This is a genomic window from Fulvimonas soli, assembly GCF_003148905.1.
Classification (GTDB): Bacteria; Pseudomonadota; Gammaproteobacteria; order Xanthomonadales; family Rhodanobacteraceae; genus Fulvimonas; species Fulvimonas soli.
On sequence record NZ_QGHC01000004.1, the window covers coordinates 253,107 to 279,466 of the forward strand.

Annotated in this window: 23 protein-coding genes and 4 tRNA genes; 11 read left to right on the top strand and 16 right to left on the bottom strand. The window is 71.5% G+C overall.

Annotated features, from left to right (window positions below):
- Positions 1 to 25: 25 nt before the first annotated feature.
- Positions 26 to 112 (top strand) — tRNA-Leu (locus C7456_RS06765).
- A 138-nt stretch (positions 113 to 250) separates the two neighbouring features.
- Here the strand turns inward: C7456_RS06765 and C7456_RS06770 are convergent.
- From C7456_RS06770 to C7456_RS06820, 11 genes are all read right to left on the bottom strand, one after another.
- Positions 251 to 324 (bottom strand) — tRNA-Cys (locus tag C7456_RS06770).
- 80 nt (positions 325 to 404) lie between these two features.
- Positions 405 to 480, bottom strand: a tRNA-Gly gene (locus C7456_RS06775).
- 153 nt (positions 481 to 633) lie between these two features.
- Positions 634 to 709: transfer RNA gene (locus C7456_RS06780), tRNA-Gly, on the bottom strand.
- A gap of 51 nt (positions 710 to 760) precedes the next feature.
- Positions 761 to 1,357, bottom strand: coding sequence for a CDP-diacylglycerol--glycerol-3-phosphate 3-phosphatidyltransferase (gene pgsA / locus C7456_RS06785; protein WP_109722979.1), 597 nt, complete (start codon positions 1,355 to 1,357; stop codon positions 761 to 763).
- Positions 1,358 to 1,404: 47 nt separating this feature from the next.
- Complete coding sequence (uvrC, locus tag C7456_RS06790) at positions 1,405 to 3,231, bottom strand: excinuclease ABC subunit UvrC (protein ID WP_109722980.1); 1,827 nt, start codon at positions 3,229 to 3,231, stop codon at positions 1,405 to 1,407.
- 53 nt (positions 3,232 to 3,284) lie between these two features.
- On the bottom strand, positions 3,285 to 3,755 hold the full coding sequence (locus C7456_RS06795; protein WP_109722981.1) for a low molecular weight protein-tyrosine-phosphatase: 471 nt from the start codon (positions 3,753 to 3,755) through the stop codon (positions 3,285 to 3,287).
- Between the two features lie 126 nt (positions 3,756 to 3,881).
- Positions 3,882 to 4,664 carry a 3-deoxy-manno-octulosonate cytidylyltransferase gene (kdsB, locus tag C7456_RS06800; protein WP_109722982.1) on the bottom strand — a complete coding sequence of 261 codons (783 nt, stop codon included), beginning with the start codon at positions 4,662 to 4,664 and terminating at the stop codon, positions 3,882 to 3,884.
- Between the two features lie 170 nt (positions 4,665 to 4,834).
- Positions 4,835 to 6,160, bottom strand: a complete 1,326-nt coding sequence (gene aroA / locus C7456_RS06805) for a 3-phosphoshikimate 1-carboxyvinyltransferase (RefSeq protein ID WP_109722983.1) — start codon at positions 6,158 to 6,160, stop codon at positions 4,835 to 4,837.
- Positions 6,157 to 7,245 carry a prephenate dehydratase gene (gene pheA / locus C7456_RS06810; RefSeq protein WP_109722984.1) on the bottom strand — a complete coding sequence of 363 codons (1,089 nt, stop codon included), beginning with the start codon at positions 7,243 to 7,245 and terminating at the stop codon, positions 6,157 to 6,159. Before pheA ends, aroA begins: the two co-directional genes overlap by 4 nt.
- A 79-nt stretch (positions 7,246 to 7,324) precedes the next feature.
- Complete coding sequence (gene serC / locus C7456_RS06815) at positions 7,325 to 8,410, bottom strand: 3-phosphoserine/phosphohydroxythreonine transaminase (protein WP_109722985.1); 1,086 nt, start codon at positions 8,408 to 8,410, stop codon at positions 7,325 to 7,327.
- A gap of 68 nt (positions 8,411 to 8,478) precedes the next feature.
- On the bottom strand, positions 8,479 to 9,249 hold the full coding sequence (locus tag C7456_RS06820; RefSeq protein ID WP_109722986.1) for an FHA domain-containing protein: 771 nt from the start codon (positions 9,247 to 9,249) through the stop codon (positions 8,479 to 8,481).
- A gap of 488 nt (positions 9,250 to 9,737) precedes the next feature.
- On the opposite strand from C7456_RS06820, the gene C7456_RS06825 reads away from it, so the two are divergent.
- On the top strand, positions 9,738 to 10,022 hold the full coding sequence (locus C7456_RS06825; protein ID WP_109722987.1) for a polyhydroxyalkanoic acid system family protein: 285 nt from the start codon (positions 9,738 to 9,740) through the stop codon (positions 10,020 to 10,022).
- Positions 10,023 to 10,106: 84 nt separating this feature from the next.
- Entirely contained in the window at positions 10,107 to 10,325 is a 219-nt protein-coding gene (infA, locus tag C7456_RS06830) for a translation initiation factor IF-1 (RefSeq protein ID WP_072323067.1), read from the top strand.
- A gap of 245 nt (positions 10,326 to 10,570) precedes the next feature.
- Here the strand turns inward: infA and clpA are convergent, their stop codons facing one another.
- Together clpA and clpS are read right to left on the bottom strand one after the other, a co-directional pair.
- Entirely contained in the window at positions 10,571 to 12,841 is a 2,271-nt protein-coding gene (clpA, locus tag C7456_RS06835; RefSeq protein WP_109722988.1) for an ATP-dependent Clp protease ATP-binding subunit ClpA, read from the bottom strand.
- A gap of 63 nt (positions 12,842 to 12,904) precedes the next feature.
- Positions 12,905 to 13,231: an ATP-dependent Clp protease adapter ClpS gene (clpS, locus tag C7456_RS06840; protein WP_109722989.1), complete on the bottom strand. Its 327-nt coding sequence runs from the start codon at positions 13,229 to 13,231 to the stop codon at positions 12,905 to 12,907.
- A 129-nt stretch (positions 13,232 to 13,360) separates the two neighbouring features.
- Here clpS and C7456_RS06845 point away from each other — a divergent pair, with 129 nt between their 5' ends.
- From C7456_RS06845 to hflD, 3 genes are read left to right on the top strand one after another with little or no spacing between them, the layout of a single operon-like run.
- Positions 13,361 to 13,846: an NUDIX hydrolase gene (locus C7456_RS06845; protein WP_109722990.1), complete on the top strand. Its 486-nt coding sequence runs from the start codon at positions 13,361 to 13,363 to the stop codon at positions 13,844 to 13,846.
- Positions 13,843 to 14,955: a tRNA 2-thiouridine(34) synthase MnmA gene (gene mnmA, locus C7456_RS06850; RefSeq protein WP_109722991.1), complete on the top strand. Its 1,113-nt coding sequence runs from the start codon at positions 13,843 to 13,845 to the stop codon at positions 14,953 to 14,955. Before C7456_RS06845 ends, mnmA begins: the two co-directional genes overlap by 4 nt.
- Before the next feature lie 21 nt (positions 14,956 to 14,976).
- On the top strand, positions 14,977 to 15,600 hold the full coding sequence (gene hflD, locus C7456_RS06855; protein WP_109722992.1) for a high frequency lysogenization protein HflD: 624 nt from the start codon (positions 14,977 to 14,979) through the stop codon (positions 15,598 to 15,600).
- On the opposite strand, the gene C7456_RS06860 is transcribed toward hflD, so the two are convergent.
- Positions 15,597 to 16,508 (bottom strand): LysR family transcriptional regulator, encoded by a 912-nt coding sequence (locus tag C7456_RS06860; RefSeq protein ID WP_109722993.1) that lies wholly within the window; start codon positions 16,506 to 16,508, stop codon positions 15,597 to 15,599. The two genes, hflD and C7456_RS06860, sit on opposite strands and share 4 nt — an antisense overlap.
- A gap of 253 nt (positions 16,509 to 16,761) precedes the next feature.
- Here C7456_RS06860 and acnA point away from each other — a divergent pair, with 253 nt between their 5' ends.
- Positions 16,762 to 19,512, top strand: coding sequence for an aconitate hydratase AcnA (gene acnA / locus C7456_RS06865; protein ID WP_109722994.1), 2,751 nt, complete (start codon positions 16,762 to 16,764; stop codon positions 19,510 to 19,512).
- 164 nt (positions 19,513 to 19,676) lie between these two features.
- On the opposite strand, the gene C7456_RS06870 is transcribed toward acnA, so the two are convergent.
- Positions 19,677 to 20,093 (bottom strand): hypothetical protein, encoded by a 417-nt coding sequence (locus tag C7456_RS06870; RefSeq protein WP_245889795.1) that lies wholly within the window; start codon positions 20,091 to 20,093, stop codon positions 19,677 to 19,679.
- Positions 20,094 to 20,233: 140 nt separating this feature from the next.
- Here C7456_RS06870 and C7456_RS06875 point away from each other — a divergent pair, with 140 nt between their 5' ends.
- Positions 20,234 to 21,925 carry an AMP-binding protein gene (locus C7456_RS06875; protein ID WP_109722996.1) on the top strand — a complete coding sequence of 564 codons (1,692 nt, stop codon included), beginning with the start codon at positions 20,234 to 20,236 and terminating at the stop codon, positions 21,923 to 21,925.
- A 91-nt stretch (positions 21,926 to 22,016) separates the two neighbouring features.
- Here the strand turns inward: C7456_RS06875 and C7456_RS06880 are convergent, their stop codons facing one another.
- Positions 22,017 to 22,382: a PilZ domain-containing protein gene (locus tag C7456_RS06880; RefSeq protein WP_109722997.1), complete on the bottom strand. Its 366-nt coding sequence runs from the start codon at positions 22,380 to 22,382 to the stop codon at positions 22,017 to 22,019.
- Between the two features lie 743 nt (positions 22,383 to 23,125).
- On the opposite strand from C7456_RS06880, the gene C7456_RS06885 reads away from it, so the two are divergent.
- Genes C7456_RS06885 through C7456_RS06895 form a run of 3 tightly spaced genes read left to right on the top strand, consistent with a single transcriptional unit; the run spans position 23,126 to position 26,360 of the window.
- Positions 23,126 to 24,031, top strand: coding sequence for a segregation and condensation protein A (locus tag C7456_RS06885; protein ID WP_109722998.1), 906 nt, complete (start codon positions 23,126 to 23,128; stop codon positions 24,029 to 24,031).
- 38 nt (positions 24,032 to 24,069) lie between these two features.
- Complete coding sequence (gene scpB, locus C7456_RS06890; RefSeq protein WP_109722999.1) at positions 24,070 to 25,023, top strand: SMC-Scp complex subunit ScpB; 954 nt, start codon at positions 24,070 to 24,072, stop codon at positions 25,021 to 25,023.
- Positions 25,020 to 26,360, top strand: a complete 1,341-nt coding sequence (locus C7456_RS06895; RefSeq protein ID WP_109723000.1) for a pseudouridine synthase — start codon at positions 25,020 to 25,022, stop codon at positions 26,358 to 26,360. Before scpB ends, C7456_RS06895 begins: the two co-directional genes overlap by 4 nt.

The window sequence follows — 26,360 nt, forward strand, 5'->3', positions numbered from 1 at the left end:
CACGTCCGCGGGCTCGCCCCGTCCGGCCCGGATGGCGAAACCGGTAGACGCAAGGGACTTAAAATCCCTCGGCCTCGCGGCCATGCGGGTTCGAGTCCCGCTCCGGGCACCAAGACGAAGCAGCGCCGGCGCCCGCCACAAAAAGGGTCGCGCGGCGACAACCCGAAAGATGCTCGCCATGAACGGCGGGCACAAAAAAGCCCGCTCGATGCGGGCTTCTTGCTGTCGGGCGGCATGCCGAACGGCGCAATGGAGGCCAGGGTCGGAATCGAACCGGCGTACACGGCTTTGCAGGCCGCTGCATGACCACTCTGCCACCTGGCCATTGCGCGCGGATCGCCCTACCGAACGACTGCGATCCGCCTAAAAAACAAAACCCCGGCGATCCGAGGTTTTGCAAGAACTGGAGCGGGAAACGAGACTCGAACTCGCGACCCCGACCTTGGCAAGGTCGTGCTCTACCAACTGAGCTATTCCCGCGTCGGAGCTGGAAACTATAGCAGAAGAAATGCGAATGTGAAGACCTCGCCGCACCCCGCGACGGCGTTCCGTCGCCGCTTGCGGACAGCCGCAAGGGACGGCCTCCCTGAAACGACGAAGCCCCGGCAGGGCCGGGGCTTCGCAGGGAAACTTTGGAGCGGGAAACGAGACTCGAACTCGCGACCCCGACCTTGGCAAGGTCGTGCTCTACCAACTGAGCTATTCCCGCATCGGAGCCGCGCATTCTAGCGGCTGATCGTCGGGCGTCAAGCCCCGCCGCTCACTCCGGCCGCGCGGCCCGCGCGTCCTCGCGCAGGTACGGCCAGGCCGCCGCGAGGTAGTGCAGGCCCGACCAGATGGTCAGCGCGCCGGCCACCACCAGCAGCCACTCGCCGATGTTGTAGAGGCTGAGCAGCTTGGCCTCCTTCTCGTGCTGCACGATCAGCACCACCAGGGCCACCATCTGCATCGCGGTCTTGAGCTTGCCGACGAAGGCCACCTTCACCGTGGCGCGCTTGCCCAGCTCGGCCATCCATTCGCGCAGCGCCGAGACGCTGATCTCGCGGCCCACGATCACCGCCGCGGTCACCGCCATCACGACGCTCGACCAGCCGTCGCGGTGCGACTCCACCAGCAGGAACAGCGTCACCGCCACCATCAGCTTGTCGGCCACCGGGTCGAGGAAGGCGCCGAAGGCCGAGGTCATGTTGAGCCGCCGCGCCAGGTAGCCGTCGAACCAGTCGGTGACCGCGGCCAGGATGAAGACGATCGCGGCGGTGATGTTGTGCCCGCGGAACGGCAGGTAGAACACCAGCACCATCACCGGCAGCAGCGCCACGCGGAACAGGGTGAGCCAGGTCGGCAGGTTGATGCGCATGCGGTCTTGTCCGTTTTCCGTCGAGTGTGGCACGGGGCGGGGCTTTTTCAACCGTGCAGGGCCGCGTAGATGCGCTCGGCCAGGCCGCGGTCGATGCCCTTGATGCGGCTGAGCTCCTCCACCCCGGCCGCCTCCACCCCGGCCAACCCGCCGAAGGCCTTGAGCAGCGCCGCGCGGCGGCGCGCGCCGATGCCGGGCACGTCCTCCAGCACGCTGCGCTCGCGCGCCTTCTCGCGCCGCTTGCGGTGGCCGCTGATGGCGAAGCGGTGCGCCTCGTCGCGCACCGCGGCGACCAGGTGCAGCGCCGGCGACGAGGTGCCCGGATGGATCTCGCGGCCGGAGTCGGCCAGCACCAGGACCTCCTCGCCGGGCCGCCGGCCCGGCCCCTTGGCGACGCCGACCACGTGGATGCCGGCCACGCCCAGCTCCTCCAGCACCTCCAGCGCCTGCCCCACCTGGCCGCTGCCGCCGTCGATCAGCAGCAGGTCGGGCCGGGCGCCCTCGCCTTCGGCCAGCTTGCGGAAGCGCCGGATCAGCGCCTGGTGCATCGCCGCGTAGTCGTCGCCCGGGGTGATGCCGGCGATGTTGAAGCGGCGGTAGTGCGACTTCTCCGGCCCCTCCGGCCCGAACACCACGCAGGAGGCCACGGTGGCCTCGCCGCGGGTATGGCTGATGTCGAAGCACTCGATGCGGCGCGGCGCCTCGTCCAGCCCCAGCACGCGCTGCAGGTCCTCGAAGCGCGCGCCCAGGGTCTGCCGGCTGGCCAGCCGCGAGGTCAGCGAGGCCTGCGCGTTGCGCTCGGCCAGCTGCAGGAACTGCGCGCGCTCGCCGCGCACGCGGCTCTTGATCTCCACCGCGTGGCCGCTCTGCTGGGCCAGCATCTCGGCCAGCATGGCCTGGTCGGGAATGTCCTCGCCGAGGATCAGCTCGCGCGGCACCGGCCGGTCCAGGTAGTACTGCGCCACGAACTGCGCCAGCAGGTCGGCCGGCTCGGCGTCCAGCGGCAGGCGCGGGAAGAAGTCGCGCGTGCCCAGGCTGATGCCGTTGCGGAAGAACAGCACGCTGACGCAGGCCAGGCCCGCCTCGATGCGGCAGGCGATCACGTCCATGTCGGCGCTGGCGCCGTGCACGTGGTGCTGCGCCTGCAGCCTGCGCAGCGCCGCCACCTGGTCGCGCAGCGCGGCGGCGCGCTCGAAGTCGAGCCGGGCGCTGGCCTGCTCCATCGCCGCGGCCAGCTCGTCGATCACCGCGCTGCTGCGCCCCTCCAGGAACATCTCGGCGTGGCGCACGTCGGTGCGGTAGTCCTCCACCGGGATCAGCCCCACGCACGGCGCGGTGCAGCGGCCGATCTGGTACTGCAGGCAGGGCCGCGAGCGGTTCCTGAAATAGCTGTCCTCGCACTGGCGCACCTTGAACAGCTTCTGCATCAGGTTGAGGCTCTCGCGCACCGCGAAGGCGCTGGGGTACGGCCCGAAGAAGCGCCCCGGCAGGTTGCGCGCGCCGCGGTGGAAGGCCAGCCGGGGGTAGTCCTCGCCGCCCGACAGGTAGATGTACGGGTAGCTCTTGTCGTCGCGCAACATGATGTTGTAGCGCGGCTTGAGCGACTTGATCAGCTGCGATTCCAGCAGCAGGGCCTCGCCCTCGGTGCGCGTGACGGTGATCTCGCAGCGCGCGATCTGCGCGATCATCGCGGCGATGCGCGGCTCCATCCGGGGCTTGAGGAAGTAGCTGCCGACGCGCTTCCTGAGGTTGCCGGCCTTGCCCACGTAGAGCAGTTCGCCGTCCGCGTCGAAGTAGCGGTAGACGCCGGGCGAGGTGGTGAGCGTGCGGACGAAGGCCTTGCCGTCGAAGGCCGGCTGCGGAGCGGGCTGCATGCCGCGATTCTAGCCGGTTTGGGCGCGCGGCCGGTCCCGGCCGTGCCGGCGGTTCAGTCCCCGCGCAGGCGCTGCAGCAGCGCGGCCACGCCGCGCTCGGCCAGGGCCACCGATTCCGCGAAGCCGGCCGTGTCGCCGAAGTAGGGATCGGGAAATTCCGGCGGCGCGGCGAGGCCCGACCATTCGAGGAACAGCGCGGTCCCGGCCGCGGCCGCGGCGGGCGCCAGGCGGCGCAGCTCGCGCAGGTTGGCGCGGTCCATCGCCAGCAGCAGGTCGTGCCGGCCGAAATCGTCGGGCCGCAGCTGCCGCGCGCGGTGCACGGCCAGGTCGTAGCCCGCCGCCCCGGCCGCCGCGACCATGCGCGGGTCCGCGCCCTCGCCCACGTGCCAGTCGCCCGTACCGCAGGAGGCCACCGCCACGTCCAACCCGGCGGCCCGCAGGTGATGGCGCGCCACCGCCTCCACCAGCGGCGAGCGGCAGATGTTGCCCAGGCAGACGAAAAGGATCGAGTTCGGGCGCACCATGAAGCTCCGCTTTTCTTCTCCCTCTCCCCTGCGGGGAGAGGGCCGGTGAGGGGACGCACTGGCGACGGTCGCCAATCACAGACCGGCTTTCGCACGAAAGCCTCGCTGCAAGCCGGGTCCCTCGCCTCAATCCTCCGAGGAAGCGGCGCCCAGCCACCGCTCGGCGCGCGCCAGGTCCGCCTCGGTGTCGATCCCCGGCGGGAACGGTTCGGGCGTGAGCCGCACGGCGATGGCATGGCCGTGCTCCAGCACGCGCAGCTGCTCCAGCGACTCGGCCTGCTCCAGCGGCGTGCGCGCCAGCGTGGCGTAGCGCTTGAGGAACCCGGCGCGGTAGGCGTAGATGCCGATGTGGCGCAGGAACGGCACGCCTTCCGGCAGCCTCCCCCGCTCGGCGGCGAAGGCGTCGCGCGCCCACGGCAGCGGCGCGCGGCTGAAGTACAGCGCGCGGCCGCGCGCGTCGCGCACCAGCTTCACCACGTTGGGATCGAACAGCTCGTGCGCCTCGGCGATCGGCGTGGCCAGCGTCGCCACCGGCGCCTCGTCCTCGGCCAGCGCGCGCGCCACCTCGCGGATGCCCGCGGCGGGCGCGAACGGCTCGTCGCCCTGCAGGTTCACCACGATGGCGTCGTCGGCCCAGCCGTAGCGTGCGGCGCACTCGGCCAGGCGGTCGCTGCCGGAGGCGTGGTCCGCGCGCGTCATGCACACTTCCACGCCCTGCCCGGCCAGCGCCTCGGCGATGCGCGCGTCGTCGGTCGCCACCACCACCTGCGCCGCGCCGGCCTGCAAGGCGCGCTGCGCCACGCGCGCCACCATCGGCACGCCGGCGATCGCGCGCAGCGGCTTGGCCGGCAGCCGGGTGGAGCCGTAGCGGGCGGGAATGGCGACGATGAAGGGCGGCACGGTAGACATGGAATCCTCGCGGGTCGGCGCATCAGCGTACACGCCGCAGCGTGGCCTGCGCGAACGGGCCCTCGTGAAGGACCACCGCACCCGCTCGGCCGTCGCGGTCTCGCATCGGGTTGATCGCATCGCGGCCCCTCGTCCCCAGACGCCCCCCGGCGTGGGTGTTCAAACAGGCTCTAGGCGCGCCGGTCGAGCGGCGCGAGGTCGAAGCCGCAGCCGTTGGCGAGCTCCATGAAGCCGGGGAACGAGGTCGCCACGTTGGCGCAGTCGCCGATCTCCACCGCGCCCGAGGCCACCAGGCCGGCGACGGCGAAGCTCATCGCGATGCGGTGGTCGCCGTGGCTGTCGATGCGCCCGCCATGCAGCGCGCCGCCGTGGATGGTCGCGCCGTCCGGCGTCTCGTCCACCGGCACGCCCAGCGCGCGCAGGCCCGCCGCCATGCTGGCGAGGCGGTCGGACTCCTTCACGCGCAGCTCGGCGGCGCCGCGCACCACCGTCGCGCCTTCCGCCACGGCGGCGGCGGCGAACAGCGCCGGGAACTCGTCGATCATGTCCGGCACCAGCGCCTCGGGCAGCTCGACGCCGCGCAGCGGCGCATGGCGCACGACGAGATCGCCCACCGGCTCGCCGCCGCTGCTGCGCTCGTTCCCGACGCGGATGTCCGCGCCCATCAGCTTCAGCGCCTGCAGCAGGCCGGTGCGGCGCGGGTTGAGGCCCACCGCGCGCAGGCACAGCTCGGAGCCCGGCACGAGGCTGGCGGCGACCAGGAAGAACGCCGCCGAGGAGAAGTCCGCCGGCACGTCCACGTCCATCGCGCGCAGCGCGTGGCCGCCGGAGAGCTTCGCGTGCCCCGGCGAGAACTCGATGGGCCAGCCGAAGGCGGCCAGCATGCGCTCGGTGTAGTCGCGCGTCGGGTGCGGCTCGACCACCTCGGTCTCGCCCTCGGCGTACAGGCCCGCCAGCAGCAGCGCCGACTTCACCTGCGCGCTGGCCACCGGCAGCTCGTAGCGGATGCCGTGCAGCCGCCGGCCGCCGTGCACGACGAGCGGCGGCAGGCCGTCCCGCGTGTCGATGCGCGCGCCCATCCGCGCCAGCGGCTCGGTGACGCGGCGCATCGGCCGGCGCGAAAGCGACCCGTCGCCCACCAGCGTGCTGTCGAAGGCCTGTCCCGCGAGCAGCCCGGCCAGCAGGCGCATGCCGGTGCCGGCGTTGCCGCAGTCCAGCGGCCGCGCCGCGCCGCGCAGGCCGTGCAGGCCCACGCCGTGGACGATGCGCTCGCCGTCGGCCGGCGCCTCGATGCGCACGCCGAGCTGCGCCAGCACCGCGGCGGTGGCGCGGGTGTCCTCGCCTTCCAGGAAGCCGCGGATGCGCGTGCGGCCCTCGGCCAGCGCGCCCAGCATCAGCGCGCGGTGCGACACCGACTTGTCGCCGGGCACCGCGAGCTCGCCGCGCAGCGGCCCGGCGGCGCGGCTGCGCCAGTCGACCCGCGCCGCGCCGCTCACGGCAGCGCCACCGGGTAGGAGCCGAGCACGCGCACCTGGGTCGCCACCGGCCCCATGTCGCGCAGCGCCGCCTGCAGCGGCTCGTCGTCGATGTGGCCGGAGACGTCGATGAAGAAGGCGTACTGCCACTTGCCGGTGTGGGCGGGGCGCGACTCGATGCGGTTCATGCTCACGCCGTGCCTGGCGAAGGGACTGAGCACGTCGTACAGCGCGCCCGGCTTGTCGTTGACGGTGATCAGCAGCGAGGTGCGGTCGTTGCCCGAGGGCGGGAACAGCGAGCGGCCGATCACCAGGAAGCGGGTGGTGTTGTCGGCGCGGTCCTCGATCGCCTTGGCCACCGTCTTGAGCCCGTACACCTTGCCGGCCGTCTCCCCGGCGATGGCGCCGGCGTCGTCGGCGTGCCGCGCCAGGCGCGCGGCCTCGGCGTTGCTGCCCACCGCGATGCGCTCGGCGTCCGGCAGGTTGACGCGCAGCCAGGTCTTGCACTGCTGCAGCGACTGCGCGTGCGCGTAGACCCGCTTGATGTCCTCCAGCCGGCCGCTCTGCGAATGCAGGCACTGGTGCACGCGCAGCTCCACCTCGCCGCAGATGCGCGCGTCGGAGGTCAGGAACATGTCCAGCGTCACCTGGATCATGCCCTGCCCGGAGTTCTCCACCGGCACCACGCCGAAGTCGGCGTGGCCGGCGGCCACCTCCTGGAACACCTCCTCGATGCTGCCCAGCGGCAGGCCGTAGGCGGCGTGGCCGAAGTGCTTGCGCACCGCCTGCTCGCTGAAGGTGCCCTCGGGGCCCAGGTAGCCGACCTTGAGCGGCTCCTCCTGCGCCAGGCAGGAGGACATGATCTCGCGGAACAGCCGCACCATCTCGGCGTCGGACAGCGGGCCCTTGTTGCGGTCCACCACCATGCGCAGCACGTGCGCCTCGCGCTCGGGGCGGTAGTAGTCGATCGCCGAAAGCCCCTCCCCCTTCACCCGCGCCACTTCCTGCGCCCAGCGGGCGCGTTCGGAGATCAGCTCCTGGATCTGCCGGTCGATGCTGTCGATGCGCTCGCGCACCTCGGCCAGCGGGTTCTTCGCTTCGGTCATGTCGTGTGCCGCGGAAGTAAAGAAGTCCAAACGGGGAACCGCGGATGGTCACCGATCCGCCGCGTCCCGCGCAACAGTTTCATCCGTGACGTTTCGCGAAGTCCCGCATGAAGTCCACCAGCGCCCGCACCGCCTCCAGCGGCACCGCGTTGTAGAGCGAGGCGCGCATGCCGCCCAGCGCCTTGTGCCCCTTCAGCGCGAGCAGGCCGGCGGCCTCCGACTCGGCGAGGAAGGCCGCGTCGAGCGCGCCGTCGTGCAGGGTGAAGGGCACGTTCATGCGCGAGCGCGCCGCCGGGTCCACCGGGTTGCGGTAGTAGCCGCCGGAGCCGTCGATCGCGGCGTACAGCAGCTCGGCCTTGGCGCGGTTGCGCTCGGCCATCGCCGCCAGGCCGCCCTGCGCCTTCAGCCACCGGAAGGTGAGCCCGGCCAGGTACCAGCCCCAGGTGTTGGGCGTGTTGAGCATGGAGCCCGCCGCGGCGTGCTCGGCGTAGCGCAGGATCTTCGCCATCGGCCGGCCGTGCCGCGCCAGCAGGTCGCGTCGCACGATCATCACCACCAGCCCGGACGGGCCGATGTTCTTCTGCGCGCCGGCGTAGACCAGGCCGAAGCGCTTCACGTCGATGGGCGCGGAGAGGATGTCCGAGGACATGTCGGCGACCAGCGGCACCTCGCCCGTGTCGGGCACCTCGTGGAACTCCACGCCGTGGATGGTCTCGTTGGGGGTGTAGTGCACGTAGGCCGCGCGCGGGTCCAGCTGCCAGGTCTCGCGCGGCGGCAGGGCGCGGTACTGCGCGGCCTTGCCGCTGGCGGCGACGTTCACCTTCACGTAGGGCGCCGCCTCGCTGGCCGCCTTCTCGCCCCAGTGGCCGGTGACCACGTAGTCGGCCACGTCGCCCTCGCCGGCCAGGTTCATCGGGATCTGCGCGAAGTGCTGGGTGGCGCCGCCCTGCAGGAACAGCACGGCGTAGTCGTCCGGGATCGCGGCCAGCTCGCGCAGGTCGGCCTCGGCCTGCTCGGCCATGGCGATGAAGCGCTTGCCGCGGTGCGACTGCTCCATCACCGAGGCGCCGCTGCCGTTCCAGTCCAAGAGCTCGCGCTGCGCCTGCTCGAGCACCGCCTGCGGCAGGGCCGCCGGCCCCGCGCTGAAATTCCACACCCTGCCCACGTGCCTGTCGCTCCCGCAAACCGGAGCCGGCATTATGACGCTTTGCAGCAAGCCGCCGTCAATGCGGCTCAGAAGCGGATCAGCAGCATCAGCGCGATGCCCAGCGCGAGCACCGCGGCGGTGACGATCAGCCACCAGACCTCGCCGCGCGGGCCGGCGACCTCCTCCGGCAGCGGCTCGGCCGCCGGTGGCGGCGCGGGCGGCTCGGGGACATGCGCCAGGCCGGGCGCGTCCAGCACGAAGCGGTGGGTGGCCAGGCCGATCTGGTCGTCCGGCCGCAGCGCGACCGGGGTCGCCACGGGCAGGCCGTTGACCCGCAGCGGATGGCGTTCCGGCACGTCCCTCGCCTCCAGCCGCAGCTGCCCGTCCTGCCAGGCCAGCACCAGCGTGGCCGACTCGCCCTGGGGCAGCTCCAGCGGCAGCTGGCCGTGCGGCCCCAGCTCCAGGCGTCCGTGCAGCGGCAGCACCCGCCCGGACAGCGGTCCGGCCACCGCACGCAGCGCGGCGGTGCAGCGGGCGCCGCCGGCCAGCGGCTGCGCGTCGCGCTGCCCGGGGGCCTCGTCGGCGCACAGCAGCAGGCGGCACTCGCCGAGGCTGACGATGTCGCCCGCGCGCAGCAACGCGCGCTCGCGCACCGGCCGCGCGTTCACGTACACGCGCCCGCCCTCGGGCAGCACCTGCAGCACCCAGCCGCGCCGGTCCTGCTCGATGCGCAGGTGATGCGGCGCCACCTGCGGCGCCGCCAGCACGAGGTCGTTGTCGGGGGCGCTGCCGATGCGCAACCGGGCCTGCTCCCAGGCGAAGTCCTTGCGGGTCGAGTTGGGAAAGGCGATGCGCATCTGTGGGCCGGTCGATGATCGGGCGGGACTCTAGCAGAAGCCCGCCGCGACGAGGCCCGCGTCACATTAAGCCGGTTTACGATCCACCTGCCCGCGCCGGGAGCTGCCTGCGCGCAGGGCAAGGGAAATTAGCGGGTGGATGCTGGTCCACCACCGTGCGGCCTGGCGCGATGATGGCTCGGGCATCGCGGCCGGAGGCCGCTCCCACCGAGGCTTCGCAAGCATGGTGGGAGCGGCCTCCGGCTGCGATCGACCTGGCGCGAGATCACCCGCGGCCTCGATGCCATGTCCGTCGAGGTGATGCCCGGCACCCGCTGGCCGAACGCCGCCTTGCCTGGCTGGGTAAGCATGGAAGGCGACGGAAGCGCGGCGAGCGGCATCTGCACCCCCCGCCCGCGGTTCATTCGGCAGCTGGCCTTCCGGCGCTCTCCCGCGGAAAATCCTGGACAGGCTCTAAGATGCGCCTTCCCGATTCCAGGAATTTCCGCATGCCGCGCATCGACATCCGCCACCCCCACCGGCTGCCGCCCGCCGAGGCGCGCGCGACCGTCGACCGGATCGCCTCGCGCATGCAGGAGAAGTTCGGCCTGGCCGGCCGCTGGGAAGGCGACGCCTTCGGCTTCGCCCGCCAGGGCGTGAAGGGGACGATCGCGGTGGGCGCCGACGAGGTCCGCGTCAGCGCGGAGCTGGGCATGCTGCTCGGCCCGCTCCGGGGCACGATCGAGCAGGAGATCCGCCGCAAGCTGGACGAGTACTTCGGCCCGGCCGCCTGATGATTGTTTAACCATCCGCCGCGGCGTGGCATACTTGCGCGCTTACGCGGCCACGACGGCCGCGTTCCCAACCGACCGGAACGCATGGCCAAAGACGACGTCATCGAAATGGAAGGCACGGTCCTGGAGACCCTGCCCAACACCATGTTCCGCGTGCAGCTGGAAAACGGGCACGTGATCACCGCCCACATCTCCGGCCGCATGCGCAAGCACTACATCCGCATCCTCACCGGCGACAAGGTGAAGGTGGAGATGACCCCGTACGACCTGACCAAGGGTCGCATCACCTACCGCATGAAATAATCCTGCGCTGCGCGCCCGGCGCGGAGGCCTCCCGTGCCGCCCGCGACGGCGCCCTGCCCGGGCGGGACCAGGCGCCGCGCCGCCACGCCGGGACGCATCCGCCCTTGACGGCACACCGGACCCCGGCCCTCGCCGGAACGACGAGGCGGGAAGGCACCGCCGGCCACGCAGGCGCCAGGCAAGAAAAAGCCGGAGCGGTCGCCCGCCCCGGCTTTTTCGCGTCCCGGCTCCGGCCGGTGGCCCTACTACTCGACCACCGCCGGCATCCGCTCGGCGGCCTCGGTCTCCACCTTCAGCCCGCCGTCGCGCACGCTCAGCATCACCTTGCCGCCGTCCACCAGCTTGCCGAACAGCAGCTCGTCGGCCAGCGCGCGCTTGACCTTCTCCTGGATCACCCGCGCCATCGGCCGCGCGCCCATCTGCGGGTCGAAGCCGTGCTCGGCCAGCCAGCGGCGGGCGTCGGCGTCCACGTCCAGCGTCACGTGCTTCTCGGCCAGCTGCGACTCCAGCTCGATCATGAACTTGTCCACCACGCGCAGGATGTGCTCGAAGTCCAGCGGGTTGAACTGGATGATCGCGTCCAGGCGGTTGCGGAACTCCGGCGTGAAGCTGCGGCGGATCACCTCCATCGCGTCGGTGGCGTGGTTCTGCTCGACGAAGCCGATGCTGCGCCGCGAGGCCTGCACCGCGCCGGCGTTGGTGGTCATCACCACGATCACGTTCTTGAAGTTGGCCTCGCGCCCGTTGGTGTCGGTGAGCACGCCGCGGTCCATCACCTGCAGCAGGATGTTGAACACGTCCGGGTGCGCCTTCTCGATCTCGTCCAGCAGCAGCACCGCGTGCGGATGCTTGGTGATCGCCTCGGTGAGCAGGCCGCCCTGGTCGAAGCCGACGTAGCCCGGCGGCGCGCCGACCAGGCGCGACACCGAGTGCGGCTCCATGTACTCGGACATGTCGAAGCGGATCAGCTCGATGCCCAGCTGCATCGCCAGCTGCTTGGTCACCTCGGTCTTGCCCACGCCGGTGGGGCCGGCCAGCAGGAAGCAGCCGATCGGCTTGGACGGGTCGGCCAGGCCCGAGCGGGCCATCTTGATCGAGGCGGCCAGCGCCTCGATGGCCGGGTCCTGGCCGAACACCACCATCTTGAGGTTGCGCTCGAGGTTCCTCAGCACGTCGCGGTCGGAGGCCGAGACCTGCTTGGCCGGGATGCGCGCCATCTTGGCCACGATGTACTCCACCTCGGCCACGTCCACCTTGCCGGTGCGCTGGTCCTCGGGCAGCAGGCGCTGGCGCGCGCCGGCCTCGTCGATCACGTCGATCGCCTTGTCCGGCAGCAGGCGGTCGGGGATGTGCTTGACCGACAGGTCCACCGCGGCCTTCAGCGCCTCGTTGGTGTAGGCCACGTTGTGGTGCTCCTCGAAGCGGCTCTTGAGTCCCTTGAGGATCTCGATGCTGTCGGCCACGGTGGGCTCGACCACGTCGATCTTCTGGAAGCGGCGGGCCAGCGCGCGGTCCTTCTCGAAGATGCCGCGGAATTCCTGGAAGGTGGTCGAGCCGATGCAGCGCAGCTCGCCGGAGGCCAGCATCGGCTTGATCAGGTTCGAGGCGTCCATGGTGCCGCCCGAGGCGGAGCCCGCGCCGATGATGGTGTGGATCTCGTCGATGAACAGGATCGCGCCCGGCTGCTTCTTGAGCTGGTTGATCACCGCCTTCAGGCGCTTCTCGAAGTCGCCGCGGTACTTGGTGCCGGCCACCAGCGCGCCCAGGTCCAGCGCCCAGATGGTGGCGTTCTCCAGCACCTCGGGCACCTCGCCGTCGACGATGCGCTTGGCCAGCCCCTCGGCCAGCGCGGTCTTGCCCACGCCGGCCTCGCCCACGTACAGCGGGTTGTTCTTGCGGCGGCGGCACAGCACCTGGATGGTGCGCTCGATCTCGTCGGCGCGGCCGATCAGCGGGTCGATCTTGCCCTCCAGCGCCAGCTCGTTGAGGTTGTTGGCGTACTCGCTGAGCGGGTTGCCCTTCGGCTCGCCGCCCTCCTCGCCCTCGCGCTCGCCGGAGGCGGCGCCGGACGCCGACTCGTCGCCGATCTTGGCGATGCCGTGCGAGATGTAGTTGACCACGTCCAGCCGGGTGATCTCCTGCTGGTGCAGGAAGTACACCGCGTGGGAGTCCTTCTCGCCGAAGATCGCCACCAGCACGTTGGCGCCGGTGACCTCCTTCCGCCCGGACGACTGCACGTGGTAGACCGCGCGCTGCAGCACGCGCTGGAAACCCAGCGTGGGCTGGGTGTCGCGCTCGTCGCCGTGCGGCAGCACCGGCACCGTCTCGGCGATGATGCGCTGCAGGTCGGCGGCGAGCCGCGGCAGGTCCACGCCGCAGGCGCGCAGGGCGCCGAGGGCGGACTGGTTTTCGGTGAGCGCCAGCAGCAGGTGCTCCACGGTCATGAACTCGTGGCGCTGCTCGCGGGCCTGCTTGTAGCACTGGCCGATGGTGACTTCGAGATCCTTGCTGAACATCCGGACCGTCTCCGTTTCAAGGCTTGGGCGGCAGGTGCCGCGATGGCCACAAGATGGGGGCGCTCAGAGTTTTTCCATAGTGCACAACAGCGGGTGCTGATGGGCGCGTGAATACTCGTTGACCTGGGTGACCTTGGTCTCGGCCACCTCGCGGGTGAACACCCCGCAGACGCCCTTGCCGCGGGTATGCACGTGGAGCATCACCTGCACCGCCTTCTCCTGGTCCATGCCGAAGAAACCGCGCAGCACCTCTACCACGAAGTCCATCGGAGTGAAATCGTCGTTCAGCAGCACAACTTGATAGAGCGGCGGGCGAACCACCTCCGGCTTGGCGGTCTCCACCGCCAGCCCGTGTTCGTTGCCGCGCTCGTGTTCGGGTTCGTGGGCCATGGATTACGGGGTGTCCGAGGGCTGATGGGCAGTATACGCCGGCATGCGGACGGCACCGTGCCGGCGGCCGCTTGATGTGATGGCACAATGGCGCCATTTCCAGTGCCCCCGATGACCCTCCCTCCGCGCATGTCCGAACCCCGCTCCCCGTCCGACGTCTGGCGCCCGCGCGTCACCGTGGCCTGCGTGGTCGCCGACGGCGACCGCTACCTGATGGTGGAGGAGGAGGCGAACGGCCGCCTCGCCTACAACCAGCCGGCCGGGCACCTGGAGGACGGCGAGAGCCTGGCCGAGGCGGCCGTGCGCGAGGCGCTGGAGGAAACCGGCTGGACGGTCGCGCTGCGCCACCTCGTCGGCGTGCACCAGTGGCGCAGCAGCGAGCACGGCGAGGCGGTGCTGCGCTTCAGCTTCGCCGCCGCGCCGGTGCGCCACGACCCGGCGCGCCCCTTGGACGAAGGCATCCGCCGCGCGCTGTGGCTGACCCGCGGCGAGATCGCCGCGCTCGGCGAGCGCCTGCGCAGCCCGCTGGTGCTCGCCAGCATCGACGCCTGGCTGGCCGGCCAGCGCCTGCCGCTGGACGCGCTGCGCCGGCTGCCGGACCCGGCCGCGCCATGAAGGTGATGCTGGGCGTCTCCGGCGGCGTGGACTCCTCGGTCGCCGCGCTGCTGCTGCAGCAGGCCGGCCACGAGGTCGAGGGCCTGTTCATGCAGAACTGGGAGGAGGATGGCCGCGGCGGCCCGTGCAGCGCCGACGCCGACCGCAAGGACGCGGTGGCCGTGTGCGGGCGGCTGGGCATCCCCTTCCACGCGCGCAACTTCGCCGCCGAGTACTGGGACGGCGTGTTCGAGCACTTCCTCGCCGAGTACCGCGCCGGCCGCACGCCCAACCCGGACGTGCTGTGCAATCGAGAGATCAAGTTCAAGACCTTCCTGGACGAGGCGCGCGCGCTGGGCGCCGAGAAGATCGCCACCGGCCACTACGCCCGGGTGGACCGCCGCGACGGCGCGTACCGCCTGCTGCGCGCGGTGGACGCGGCCAAGGACCAGACCTACTTCCTGCACGCGCTGGGCCAGGCGCAGCTGGCCGCCACGCTGTTCCCGGTCGGCGAGATCGAGAAGGCGCAGGTGCGCGAGCTGGCGCGCGCGGCCGCCCTGCCCACCCACGCCAAGAAGGATTCCACCGGCATCTGCTTCATCGGCGAGCGCGACTTCCGCAGCTTCCTGGCGCAGTACATCCCGGCCCGCCCCGGCGAGATGCGCACGCCCGAAGGCCGGGTAGTGGGCGAGCACCAGGGCGCGATGTACTACACCCTGGGCCAGCGCAACGGCCTGGGCATCGGCGGCCGCCACGGCGCCAGCGGCGAACCCTGGTACGTGGTGGGCAAGGACGCGGCCGCCAACGTGCTCTACGTGGCGCAGGGCGGCGAGAACCGCTGGCTGCACTCGCGCCGCCTGCGCACGGAGGCACCCAGCTGGGTGGCCGGCCACCCGCCGGCGGCGCGCTTCCGCTGCACCGCCAGGACGCGCTACCGGCAGCACGACCAGGCCTGCACCGTGAGCGTGCTCGGCGACGGCCTGGCGGTGGCCTTCGACGAGGCGCAGCGCGCCGTGACGCCGGGCCAGTCGCTGGTGCTCTACGACGGCGAGGTCTGTCTCGGCGGCGCGGTGATCGCCGCCACCGACGCCCCGTTCGGCGGCCTTTCCCCATCCGATGCAGAGCCATGATCCGTGCTTGATGCCTTTTCCATGACCGAGGAGCGCGTGCTGGCGCTGGCCGGCCTGTTCCAGGCCGTCACCCTGGCCCGGCAGCTCGCCAACGAGGGCCGCTGCGACGACGTCGCCATGGCGGCCAGCGTCGCCAGCGTGTTCCGCATCGACGCGCCCAGCGTCGCCGCCGTGTACGGCCGCGTCTCGGGCGTGCGGCTGGGCCTGCGCCAGCTGATCGCCCAGCTCGACGAGGACGGCCGCGACATGGCGGTGACGCGCATGGTGGTGACCGTGCTGCGCCTGGAGCGCAGCCTGGCCCGCCAGCCGGCGCTCGTGGCCCGGCTGCAGGAGGGCATCGTGGCCGCGCGGCGCCAGGTCGAGCACTTCGGCCAGGATTCGCCGCAGGTGGCCCGCCGGCTGGCCGAGCTGTACGCGGAGACGCTGTCCACCCTGAAGCCGCGCGTGATGGTGAGCGGCCACCCGCAGTACCTGCAGCAGCCGGCCGTGGTGGAGAAGGTGCGCGCCAACCTGCTGGCGGCGGTGCGCTCGGCGGTGCTGTGGCGCCAGCTCGGCGGCCGCCAGTGGCAGCTGCTGCTGCACCGCCGCCAGTGCTGCATGCTGGCGCGCGGCCTGCTGACCGGCGCCACGCTGGAAAACGGCTAGGCCGCGCCGAGCACGCGCAGCCCCGGCCGCTGCCGCGCCAGCTTGCGCAGCAGCTCGGCCAGCGCCTGCAGGTCGGCGTGCCAGGGCGTGGCCTCGCGCCAGTACAGCGCGATCTCGCGGCCGGGCGCGTCGCCGCGGATCTTCAGCAGCACCATGCCCGGCATCGAGGCCAGCCGCTCGCGCGCCAGCGCCGGCACCAGCGCGTAGCCGCCGCGCAGGCCGAGCAGCGCGGCCAGGCTCTCCAGGCTGACGTCCTGCACGTGGCCGCCCTGGCCGTCCAGGCCGTCGGCGTGGCTCTCGGCCATCAGGATCGCCTGGCCGGGATCGAGCTGGTCCAGCGCCGCGCTGCGCCGGCCGGCCAGCGGGTGGTCGGCGCGCAGCATCAGCTCCCACGGCTCGAAGAACAGCGGCCGCATTGCGATGCCGCTGGCCGGCCGCGACGGCGGCGCCAGCACGGCGTCCAGCTCGCCCTCGTGCAGGCGGCGCAGCAGGCCGCGCGGCTTGCCCTCGGACAGGCTCAGGCGCGCGCCGGGGAAATGCTGCGGGAACGGGTCGACCAGGTGCGGCAGCAGGTACGGCCCCAGCGAGACCGGCACGCCCAGCCGCAGCTCGCCGCCGAAGGCCGTGGCGCCGGCGCGCGCGGCCTGCTGCAGGTGCTCGGCGGCGGCGAGCACCGCGTCGATCTGCTCCAGCAGGCGCTGCCCGCCGGCGGTGGGCACCACGCGGCGGCCGCCGCGCTCGAACAGCGTGGTGCCCAGCGCCTGCTCCACCTTCTGCACCTGGTGCGACAGGCCGGAGGGGCTGATGTGCATGGCGCGCGCGGCGCTGTTGAAGCTGCCGTGCCGGCTCACCGCCTGCACCAGGGCGAGGTCGCGCAGCGAGACCGCCGAGAGGTTCAACGAAATCATCGAATGCTGCGTGTCGTCATATGCGTTTGTGCGCCGGAGCCGGCGGCTCCATCCTATGCGGCGCGCAGATGGGATCGTCCCCTCCCCCGAGCCGGCGGGCCGATTCTACCTGCCGCGACCGTCGCCGCTGGCCGCGTCCGCGCATCCTGCACGGGGTTTGCGCGATAATCGCGCTCTTTTTGGAGCGACCGGCACGCCGTCGGCGCCGTCGCCGCCCGCATCCCAGCCGCAGGATCAGCCAGGAGTTAAGTCCATGAAAGACTCGTTTTCCGTCCGCGACAGCCTCGAGGTCAACGGCAAGCGCTACCAGTTCGCCAGCCTGACCAAGCTGGGCGAGCGCTTCGACCTCAAGCGCCTGCCCTACTCGATGAAGATCCTGCTGGAGAACCTGCTGCGCCACGAGGACGGCGTCAACGTCACGGCCAAGGAGATCGAGGCGGTCGCCAACTGGGACGCCAGGAAGGAGCCGGACACCGAGATTGCCTTCATGCCCGCGCGCGTGGTGCTGCAGGACTTCACCGGCGTGCCGTGCGTGGTCGACCTGGCCGCGATGCGCGACGCGGTGGTGAAGCTGGGCGGCGACGCCACCCAGATCAACCCGCTGGCGCCGGCCGAGCTGGTGATCGACCACTCGGTGCAGGTCGACGTGTACGGCAGCGAGGCGGCGCTGGAGAAGAACGTCGAGATCGAGTTCGAGCGCAACCAGGAGCGCTACGCCTTCCTGCGCTGGGGCCAGAAGGCGTTCAACAACTTCAAGGTGGTGCCGCCGCGCACCGGCATCGTGCACCAGGTGAACCTGGAGCACCTGGCGCGCGTGGTGTTCACCAAGGAGAAGAACGGCGAGGCCTGGGCCTACCCGGACACCGTGTTCGGCACCGACAGCCACACCACCATGATCAACGGCATCGGCGTGCTGGGCTGGGGCGTGGGCGGCATCGAGGCCGAGGCCGCGATGCTGGGCCAGCCGTCCTCGATGCTGATCCCGCAGGTGGTGGGCTTCAAGCTCTCCGGCAAGCTGTCCGAGGGCGTCACCGCCACCGACCTGGTGCTCACCGTCACCCAGATGCTGCGCAAGCTCGGCGTGGTGGGCAAGTTCGTGGAGTTCTTCGGCCCGGGCCTGAAGGACCTGGCGCTGGCCGACCGCGCCACCATCGGCAACATGGCGCCCGAATACGGCGCCACCTGCGGCATCTTCCCGATCGACCAGGAGGCGCTGAACTACCTGCGCCTGTCCGGCCGCGACGAGGCGCAGATCCGGCTGGTGGAGGCCTACGCCAAGGCGCAGGGCCTGTGGCACGACGAGCATACCCCGCATCCCGAGTTCACCACCGTGCTGGAGCTGGACCTGGCCGACGTGAAGCCCTCGCTGGCCGGCCCCAAGCGCCCGCAGGACCGCGTGCTGCTGGAAGGCGTGCAGAAGAGCTTCAAGGACGCCGTCGGCCCGCTCACCGCCAACCGCCAGCCGCGCTCGCAGGCCACCGCCGACTTCATCAACGAGGGCGGCTCGGCCGCGGTCGGCAACCCGGCCAACTCGATCACCAACGGCGGCGTGCGGGTGGAGAAGGACGGCCAGAGCTTCACGCTCGGCGACGGCTCGGTGGTGATCGCCGCGATCACCTCCTGCACCAACACCTCCAACCCGGCGGTGATGCTGGGCGCCGGCCTGGTCGCCAAGAAGGCCGCCGCCAGGGGCCTGAAGGCCAAGCCGTGGGTGAAGACCTCGATCGGCCCCGGCTCGCTGGTGGTCACCGACTACCTGGAGAAGACCGGCCTGCTGAAGGAGCTGGAGAAGGTCGGCTTCTACATCGTCGGCTACGGCTGCACCACCTGCATCGGCAACTCCGGCCCGCTGCCGGTCGAGATCAGCAAGGCCATCGCCGAGGGCGACCTGGCCGTGGCCTCGGTGCTCTCCGGCAACCGCAACTTCGAGGGCCGCGTGCATCCCGAGGTGAAGATGAACTACCTGGCCTCGCCGCCGCTGGTGGTCGCCTACGCGCTGGCCGGCACGCTGGACATCGACCTCACCAAGGACCCGATCGGCACCGGCAGCGACGGCCAGCCGGTGTACCTGAAGGACATCTGGCCCAGCAACAAGGAAATCTCCGACACCATCGCCGGCGCGATCAGCCCGGAGATGTTCAACAAGAACTACGCCGACGTGTTCAAGGGCGACAGCCGCTGGAACCGGATCGCCTCGCCGGACGGCGCGGTGTACCAGTGGGGCGATTCCACCTACATCAAGAACCCGCCCTACTTCGACGGCATGAGCATGGAGCTGGGCACGGTGGAGGACATCCACGGCGCCCGCGTGCTGGGCCTGTTCGGCGACTCCATCACCACCGACCACATCTCGCCGGCCGGCTCGATCAAGAAGGACAGCCCGGCGGGTCGCTTCCTGATCTCCAAGGGCGTGGACCCGAAGGACTTCAACTCCTACGGCTCGCGCCGCGGCAACGACGACGTGATGGTGCGCGGCACCTTCGCCAACATCCGCATCAAGAACCTGATGCTGGACGGCGTCGAGGGCGGCTACACCCTGCACGTGCCGAGCGGCGAGCAGATGGCGATCTACGACGCGGCGATGAAGTACAAGGCGGAGAAGACCCCGCTGATCGTGATCGCCGGCAAGGAGTACGGCACCGGCTCCAGCCGCGACTGGGCGGCCAAGGGCACGCTGCTGCTGGGCGTGAAGGCGGTGGTCGCCGAGAGCTTCGAGCGCATCCACCGCTCCAACCTGGTCGGCATGGGCGTGCTGCCGCTGCAGTTCCAGGACGGCCAGAACGCCAGGTCGCTGGGCCTGACCGGCAAGGAGAGCTTCGAGATCACCGGCCTCGAGGGCGGCGAGTCGAAGGAGGCCAAGGTGGTCGCCACCGCGGCGGACGGCAGCAAGAAGGAATTCACCGTGAAGGTGCTGCTGCTCACGCCGAAGGAGCGCGAGTTCTTCCGCCACGGCGGCATCCTGCAGTACGTGCTGCGCCAGCTGGCGGGCAAGAAGGCGGCCTGAGCGCCCCTGCATCGCGGAAAGACAAGCCGCTCCGGGCGACCGGGGCGGCTTTTTCGTGGTGGGCCATGCCCGTCCCCGTCCGTCCATCGCGGCCGGAGGCCGCTTCCACGGGCCTGCGGCAACCTTGTGGGAGCGGCCTCCGGCCGCGCTGGCCTGGACCTCGCCTACAGCTCACGCCGCCAACTGGCCGAATAGCACCGCCACTCGCCGCCCTCCTCGCGCCAGGCCGACTCGACGCGGTACACGCCGGCCTCCTCCGGCAGCAGTCCGCTGCCGTGGCCGGTCAGCGTCACCGTCACCGTGGCCACCCAGCGCGAGCCGCGCGGTTCCAGATCGATCGGCCCCGGCGCGACGCCGGCATGCTCGCCGCGCAGCCGCAGCAGGCGCAGCAGGCCGCCCAGGCGCTGGCGGTCGAGCTCGCCGCCGTTGCCGTCGAAATCGGCGGTCAGCGGCTCGACCAGCGCGCCGGCATCGTCACGCTCGGCAGCCTGCGCCATCCGCTGGATCGCCTCGCGGATGCGCGACTCGGCCGGCGCGCGGTGGCAGCCCGCGAGCGCCAGCAGGGCGACGATGCACGCCACCGCGAACCGTCCTTTCCATCGCCTGTCCATCACCCGGAAACCTCGCTGCGGCGCGGCTTGCCGCTATACGCGAGCGTATGCTCCAATGCGGCGCGCACATCGTGCGGCGCACCGCACTTTCTCCAGGAACAGGATCGAACATGAGCAATGAGCGTCCGTGGCTGGCCCATTATCCGGCTGGTGTCCCCGCGCAGATCGACATCAACGAATATGCCTCGGTCACCGCGGTGCTGGAAGAAGCCTTCGAGCGCTTCCGCGACCGCCCGGCGTTCGCCAACTTCGGCAGGAAGCTCAGCTACGGCCAGATCGACGCGATGAGCCGCCGGTTCGCCGGCTACCTCACCGGCGAGCTCGGGCTGGCCAAGGGCGACCGCATCGCGATCATGATGCCGAACGTGCTGCAGTACCCGATCGCGCTGTTCGGCGCACTGCGCGCCGGCCTGGTGGTGGTCAACACCAACCCGATGTACACCGCGCGCGAGCTGCGCCACCAGCTCGAGGACTCCGGCGCCAAGGCGATCGTGGTGCTGGACAACTTCGCCGCCACGCTGGAGGAAGTGATCGCCGAGACCGGGGTGAGGCACGTCGTCACCACCGGCATCGGCGACCTGCTGGGCTTCCCCAAGGGCGCGCTGGTCAACTTCGCGGTCAGGCACGTCAAGAAGATGGTGCCGCCCTACCGCCTGCCGCAGGCGGTGCGCTTCCGCGACGCGCTGGCGCGCGGCGCGCGGCACCCGCTGCCGAAGGTGGCGCAGAGCCACGACGACATCGCCTTCCTGCAGTACACCGGCGGCACCACCGGCGTGGCCAAGGGCGCCATGCTCACCCACGGCAACATGATCGCCAACATGCTGCAGGCCGGCGCCTGGATCGGCGCCAACCTCAAGCAGGGCCAGGAGGTGGTGATCACCGCGCTGCCGCTGTACCACATCTTCTCGCTCACCGCGAACGGCCTCGTGTTCATGCGCCTGGGCGGCCTGAGCTGGCTGATCACCAACCCGCGCGACATGCCCGGCTTCGTCAAGGAGCTGCGCGCCTCCGGCTTCACCGCGATCACCGGCGTCAACACGCTGTTCAACGGCCTGCTCAACACGCCCGGCTTCGCCGACCTGGACTTCTCCCGGCTGCGCCTGAGCCTGGGCGGCGGCATGGCGGTGCAGCGCGCGGTGGCCGAGCGCTGGAAGAAGGTCACCGGCTGTACCCTGGTCGAGGCCTACGGCCTCACCGAGACCTCGCCCGCGGCCTGCATCAACCCGCTCGACCTCAAGGACTACAACGGCTCGATCGGCCTGCCGATCTCCTCCACCGACGCGGCGATCTGGTCGGAGGACAACCGGCCGCTGCCGCCCGGCGAGGTGGGCGAGCTGATGATCCGCGGCCCGCAGGTGATGAAGGGCTACTGGAACCGCCCCGACGAGACCGCCAAGGTGCTCGGCCCCGACGGCTGGCTGCACACCGGCGACATCGCGCGGATGGACGAGAACGGCTACTTCTACATCGTCGACCGCAAGAAGGACATGATCCTGGTGTCCGGCTTCAACGTCTATCCGAACGAGGTCGAGGACGTGGTGATGCAGCATCCCGGCGTGGCCGAGGTGGCCGCGGTGGGCGTGCCGGACGAGCACTCCGGCGAGGTGGTCAAGCTGTTCGTGGTGCGCAAGGACCCCGGCCTCACCGTCGAGGCGCTCAAGGCGTTCTGCCACGACAACCTCACCGGCTACAAGCGGCCGAAGGTCATCGAGTTCCGCGACGCGCTGCCCAAGTCCAACGTGGGCAAGATCCTGCGCCGCGAGCTGCGCGACGAGAAGAAGGCGGCGCCCGCCGCCGGCTGACCGGCCGCGCGCCGCGCCAGACGAAAACGCCCGCTGCGCAGCGGGCGTTTTTCTTTCGCGGCCTCCGGCCGCGATCCCGGAAACGCCGCGGTCAGTCGTGCCAGTGCTCCAGGATGTCGGCGTAGCCGCCGAGCAGGTTCCACAGCGGCACCTGCTTGTCCTCCGGGATGCGCGAGTAGGCCAGCCCGATGTGCCGCTCCGACACGCGCGCCACCACCGCCTCCAGGTGGATGTGCAGGTCGCGCGCGAAGATCATGTCCAGCACCCAGGTCTCGCCCTGCCGCCCCTGCCAGTCGCGCGGCCGCCGCAGCAGCACGCCGGTGGCCGAGATGTCGACCAGCTCGGTGGGGTGCGACCGTTCGCCCTGGCTCATCAGCACCGTGGTTTCGATGCGCATGCGCGCCGGCCGAAGGTATTCGCTGGACAGGCCGTCCCTGCCCTTTTCGTCGATGCTCATGGGTCTCCCCGGCCCTCCGTCGCTGCTGCCGCCAGGCCGGCTTGCACGTCGCCACGCCAAGCCGCCGATTCTCGTTCGGACGATCCGTTTGTCCAGCCCCGCCGCCACGTTTCTCCCCGACCGGCACGGTGCCCGGCGGGATCGAGAAACATTTTAGCAACCGCCGTGCCAAGCCCCGGGCACGCGCCGATGCGCCCGCGCGCGCGAACGGCCGGGCGCCCATGCGTGCATGGCGACGGCCAGGGTCACAATCTGCCCCGCACCGTACCACCCGCCACGGCGATCGCGGCCGTCCGGCGTTCAGGCGCGGCGCCCGGCCGCGCTGGACTTGCCGCAGCGCAGCCGCTAACCTGTGCCTCCGACACAGGACCGCGGCGTGGCGCCCCACCGGAGAATCCGGCAGCCGCCACCATCCGCGATGGACCCGGCAGACCCTTGCAGTGCTGGCGGCGAGCGCGCCGCCCGTCGTGCATTGCGCCAGCGCCGAAACCTGGGTCCGGGTGCAACCCGCCCGCAGCCGTCGGCCAGCCAGACCGTGACCTTCGTCCGAGAGGTTTCGTCTCGCCGCCGCGGCGATGCCCGCCGGGCCTGGCCGGGCCGCACGACGAGGAAGGTTCGCAGGCCGCGAAGCCGCTTCGCGGTCGGAACACGGGGGACAGCAGTCCGTCACGGGGGCAGCATCACCGCGACGACGATACGTTGCAGCATTGCGGCCGCCCTGCGCGGCCCCACGACATGCAGTGATGACCACTGAGCAAGCGCCTCAGCCCGCAGACAAACCGGACGCCTTCGCGGCAGTGCCCCAGCAGCAGGAGATGCCGCTGGCGATCGTGCGCGGCGAACCGCTGCTGCAGATGCCGCAGGACCTGTACATCCCGCCGGACGCGCTGGAGGTCATCCTGGAGGCGTTCGAGGGCCCGCTGGACCTGCTGCTGTACCTGATCCGCCGGCAGAACCTGGACATCCTGGACATCCCGATTGCCGAGATCACCCGGCAATACATGGAATACATCGACATGATGCGGGACGTGATGCGGCTGGAGCTGGCCGCCGAGTACCTGCTCATGGCCGCCATCCTCGGCGAGATCAAGTCGCGGCTGCTGCTGCCGCGGCCGCCGGCCGAGGAAGGCGTGGAGGAGGACCCGCGCGCGGAGCTGGTGCGCCGCCTGCAGGAGTACGAGCGCTTCAAGAAGGCCGCCGAGGACATCGACGCGCTGCCGCGCCTGGAGCGCGACACCGTGGTCGCGCAGGCCGACGTGGGCGAGCGCACCGTGGTCCGGCTGCCGCCGCCGCTGGACCTGAAGGAAATGCTGCTGGCGCTCAAGGACGTGCTGCACCGCGCCGAGCTGTTCGGCCACCACGCGATCAGGCGCGAGGCGCTGAGCGTGCGCCAGCGCATGGGCGAGCTCCTGGAGAAGCTCGACGAGCGCCAGTTCCGCCGCTTCGAGAGCCTGTTCGACGTCAGCGAGGGTCGGCTCGGCGTGGTGGTGACCTTCCTGGCCATGCTGGAGCTGGCCAAGGAGATGCTGATCGAGATCGTGCAGGAAGAGCCGCTGGCGCCGATCTACCTGAAAGCCAAGGCCGGCACGGCCGAGGAAGCCACGGAGACGGACGAGGCGCCGCCGCTCTCCGCCTCCGCGGGCGACTGAACGCCCGCCACCGAATTCCATCCGCAGCCACCAGGGTCATGCAGATCGAACAACTCAAACCGATAGTCGAGGCCGCCCTGCTCGCCGCCAGCCAGCCGCTCAGCGTGGTGCAGCTGTGCGAGCTGTTCGCCGAGGAGGACGAGGTCGGCCGCGACGACGTCGCCCGCGCGCTGGAGGCGCTGGCCGCCGACTGCGAGGGCCGCGGCGTGGAGCTGAAGGAAGTCGCCTCCGGCTTCCGCTACCAGGTCCGCCAGGCGGTGCACCCGTGGGTGTCGCGGATGTGGACCGAGAAGCCCAGCCGCTATTCGCGCGCGCTGCTGGAGACGCTGGCGCTGATCGCCTACCGCCAGCCGATCACCCGCCCCGAGATCGAGCAGATCCGCGGCGTGGTGGTGTCCTCCAACATCATCAAGACGCTGGAGGAGCGCGAGTGGATCCGCGTGGTGGGCCACCGCGACGTGCCCGGCCGGCCGGCGCTGTTCGGCACCACCCGCGCCTTCCTCGACTACTTCAACCTGAAGTCGCTGGACGAACTGCCGCCGCTGTCGGAAATCCGCGAGATGGAAGACCCGCAGCTGCGGCTGGACGAGGAGCCCCTGCCCGCCCGCGTGGCGCGCGACCTGCCGATCGACCCCGACGGGGACGCCGCGGACGATGCCGGCGCCGCGGCCACGGACGACGCGGCCGCAGCCACGGAAGCCGCGGATGCGGCCGCCGGAACGGCACAAGCGGGAGCGGGCAACGACGACGGCGAGGCGCCTTCCGCCAGCGAAATCGAGCCCGACGCCGCCGCGCTCGCCGCGGCAGTCGACGAACTGGCCGAGGCCAACGCCGACCCCTCCGCGGCCGACCCGGCCGCCCATGACACCGATGCGGCGCCCGCCCCCGAGGCCGGCGCCGAACCCGACCACCCCACTGCCGACGAGGCAGCGACCCCAGCGGACGCCGACCCCGGCGCCGCCGAGCAGGACACCGAGGAGTACCGCGCATGACTGCGCCGCAGAAAGCCGTCTTGACCCTGAAACGCGAACCGCGCAACGACGCCGGCCCGACGCTGGAGGAACGCCTGCACAAGGTGCTCGCCAACGCGGGCCTGGGCTCGCGCCGCATGCTGGAGCAGCGCATCCAGGCCGGCGAGGTCGAGGTGAACGGAGCGCCCGCCGGCATCGGCGCCAGCGTGCACGCGGGCGACCGCGTGACCATCGACGGCAAGCAGTTCGTCGTCGCCACCGACAGCCGCGACGACACCGAGGTGCTGGTCTACCACAAGCCCGAGGGCGTGGTGACCACCCGCGAGGACCCCGAGGGCCGCCCCACCGTGTTCGAGCAGCTGCCGCGCCTGAAGGGCGCGCGCTGGGTCGCGGTGGGCCGGCTGGACATCAACACCACCGGCCTGCTGCTGCTCACCACCGACGGCGAGCTGGCCAACGCGCTGATGCACCCGCGCAGCGGGCTGGAGCGCGAGTACCTGTGCCGCGTGCACGGCGAGGTGCCCGACGAGGTGATCGAGCAGCTCAAGGCCGGCGTGGAGCTGGAGGACGGCCCCGCCCGCTTCGACGAGATCGCGGTGATCAGCCGCGGCGGCAGCCACAGCTGGTTCCGCGTGGTGATCCGCGAGGGCCGCAACCGCGAGGTGCGCCGGCTGTGGGATTCGCAGGGCTTCCTGGTCAGCCGCCTCAAGCGCATCCGCTACGGCAGCGTGGAGCTGCCGCGCACGCTGCGCCGCGGCGACTGCGAGACGCTCGGGGAGGAAGCGGTGAAGGAGCTGCGCCGCACCGCCGGCCTCGGCGCGCCGCAGCCGGTGCTCACGCTGAGCCCGGTGCTGCACCAGCGCCGCGCGCCCCGCGGCGTGGTCGAGTACCGCCCCGAGCGCGGCGCCGGCACGGCCTGGAGCGGCACCTACCACGACGAGGCGCGCGAGCTGCGCGCGTTCGACCGCATCCACGAGGAACCGGCGCGCGGACGCGGCAGCAAGCCGCGCCGACCCGGCAAGGAAGTCAACGGCAACCTGATCCGCCCGGAGCACGCGCCCAAGCGCCGCAAGAACAAGCGCGGCGTGGCGCCGGGCCAGGAACTGCCGTCGGTGCGCACCTGGTTCGCCGGCGAGACCCGCGAGGGTGGACGCGGCGGCCCGGCGCCGGCCGGCAACCGCCGTCCCCAGGGCGGCAAGCCGTTCGGCGGCGGCAACCCCGGCGGCAACCGCGCGCGCGGCAACCGCCCCGGCCAGGGCCAGGGCGGGCGGCCGCAGAACCGCGGGGGCAGCCGTCCGCAGGGCCACGGCGGCGGACGCCCGCACGGCGGCGGACGCGGCGGCAACCGCCAGGGCTGA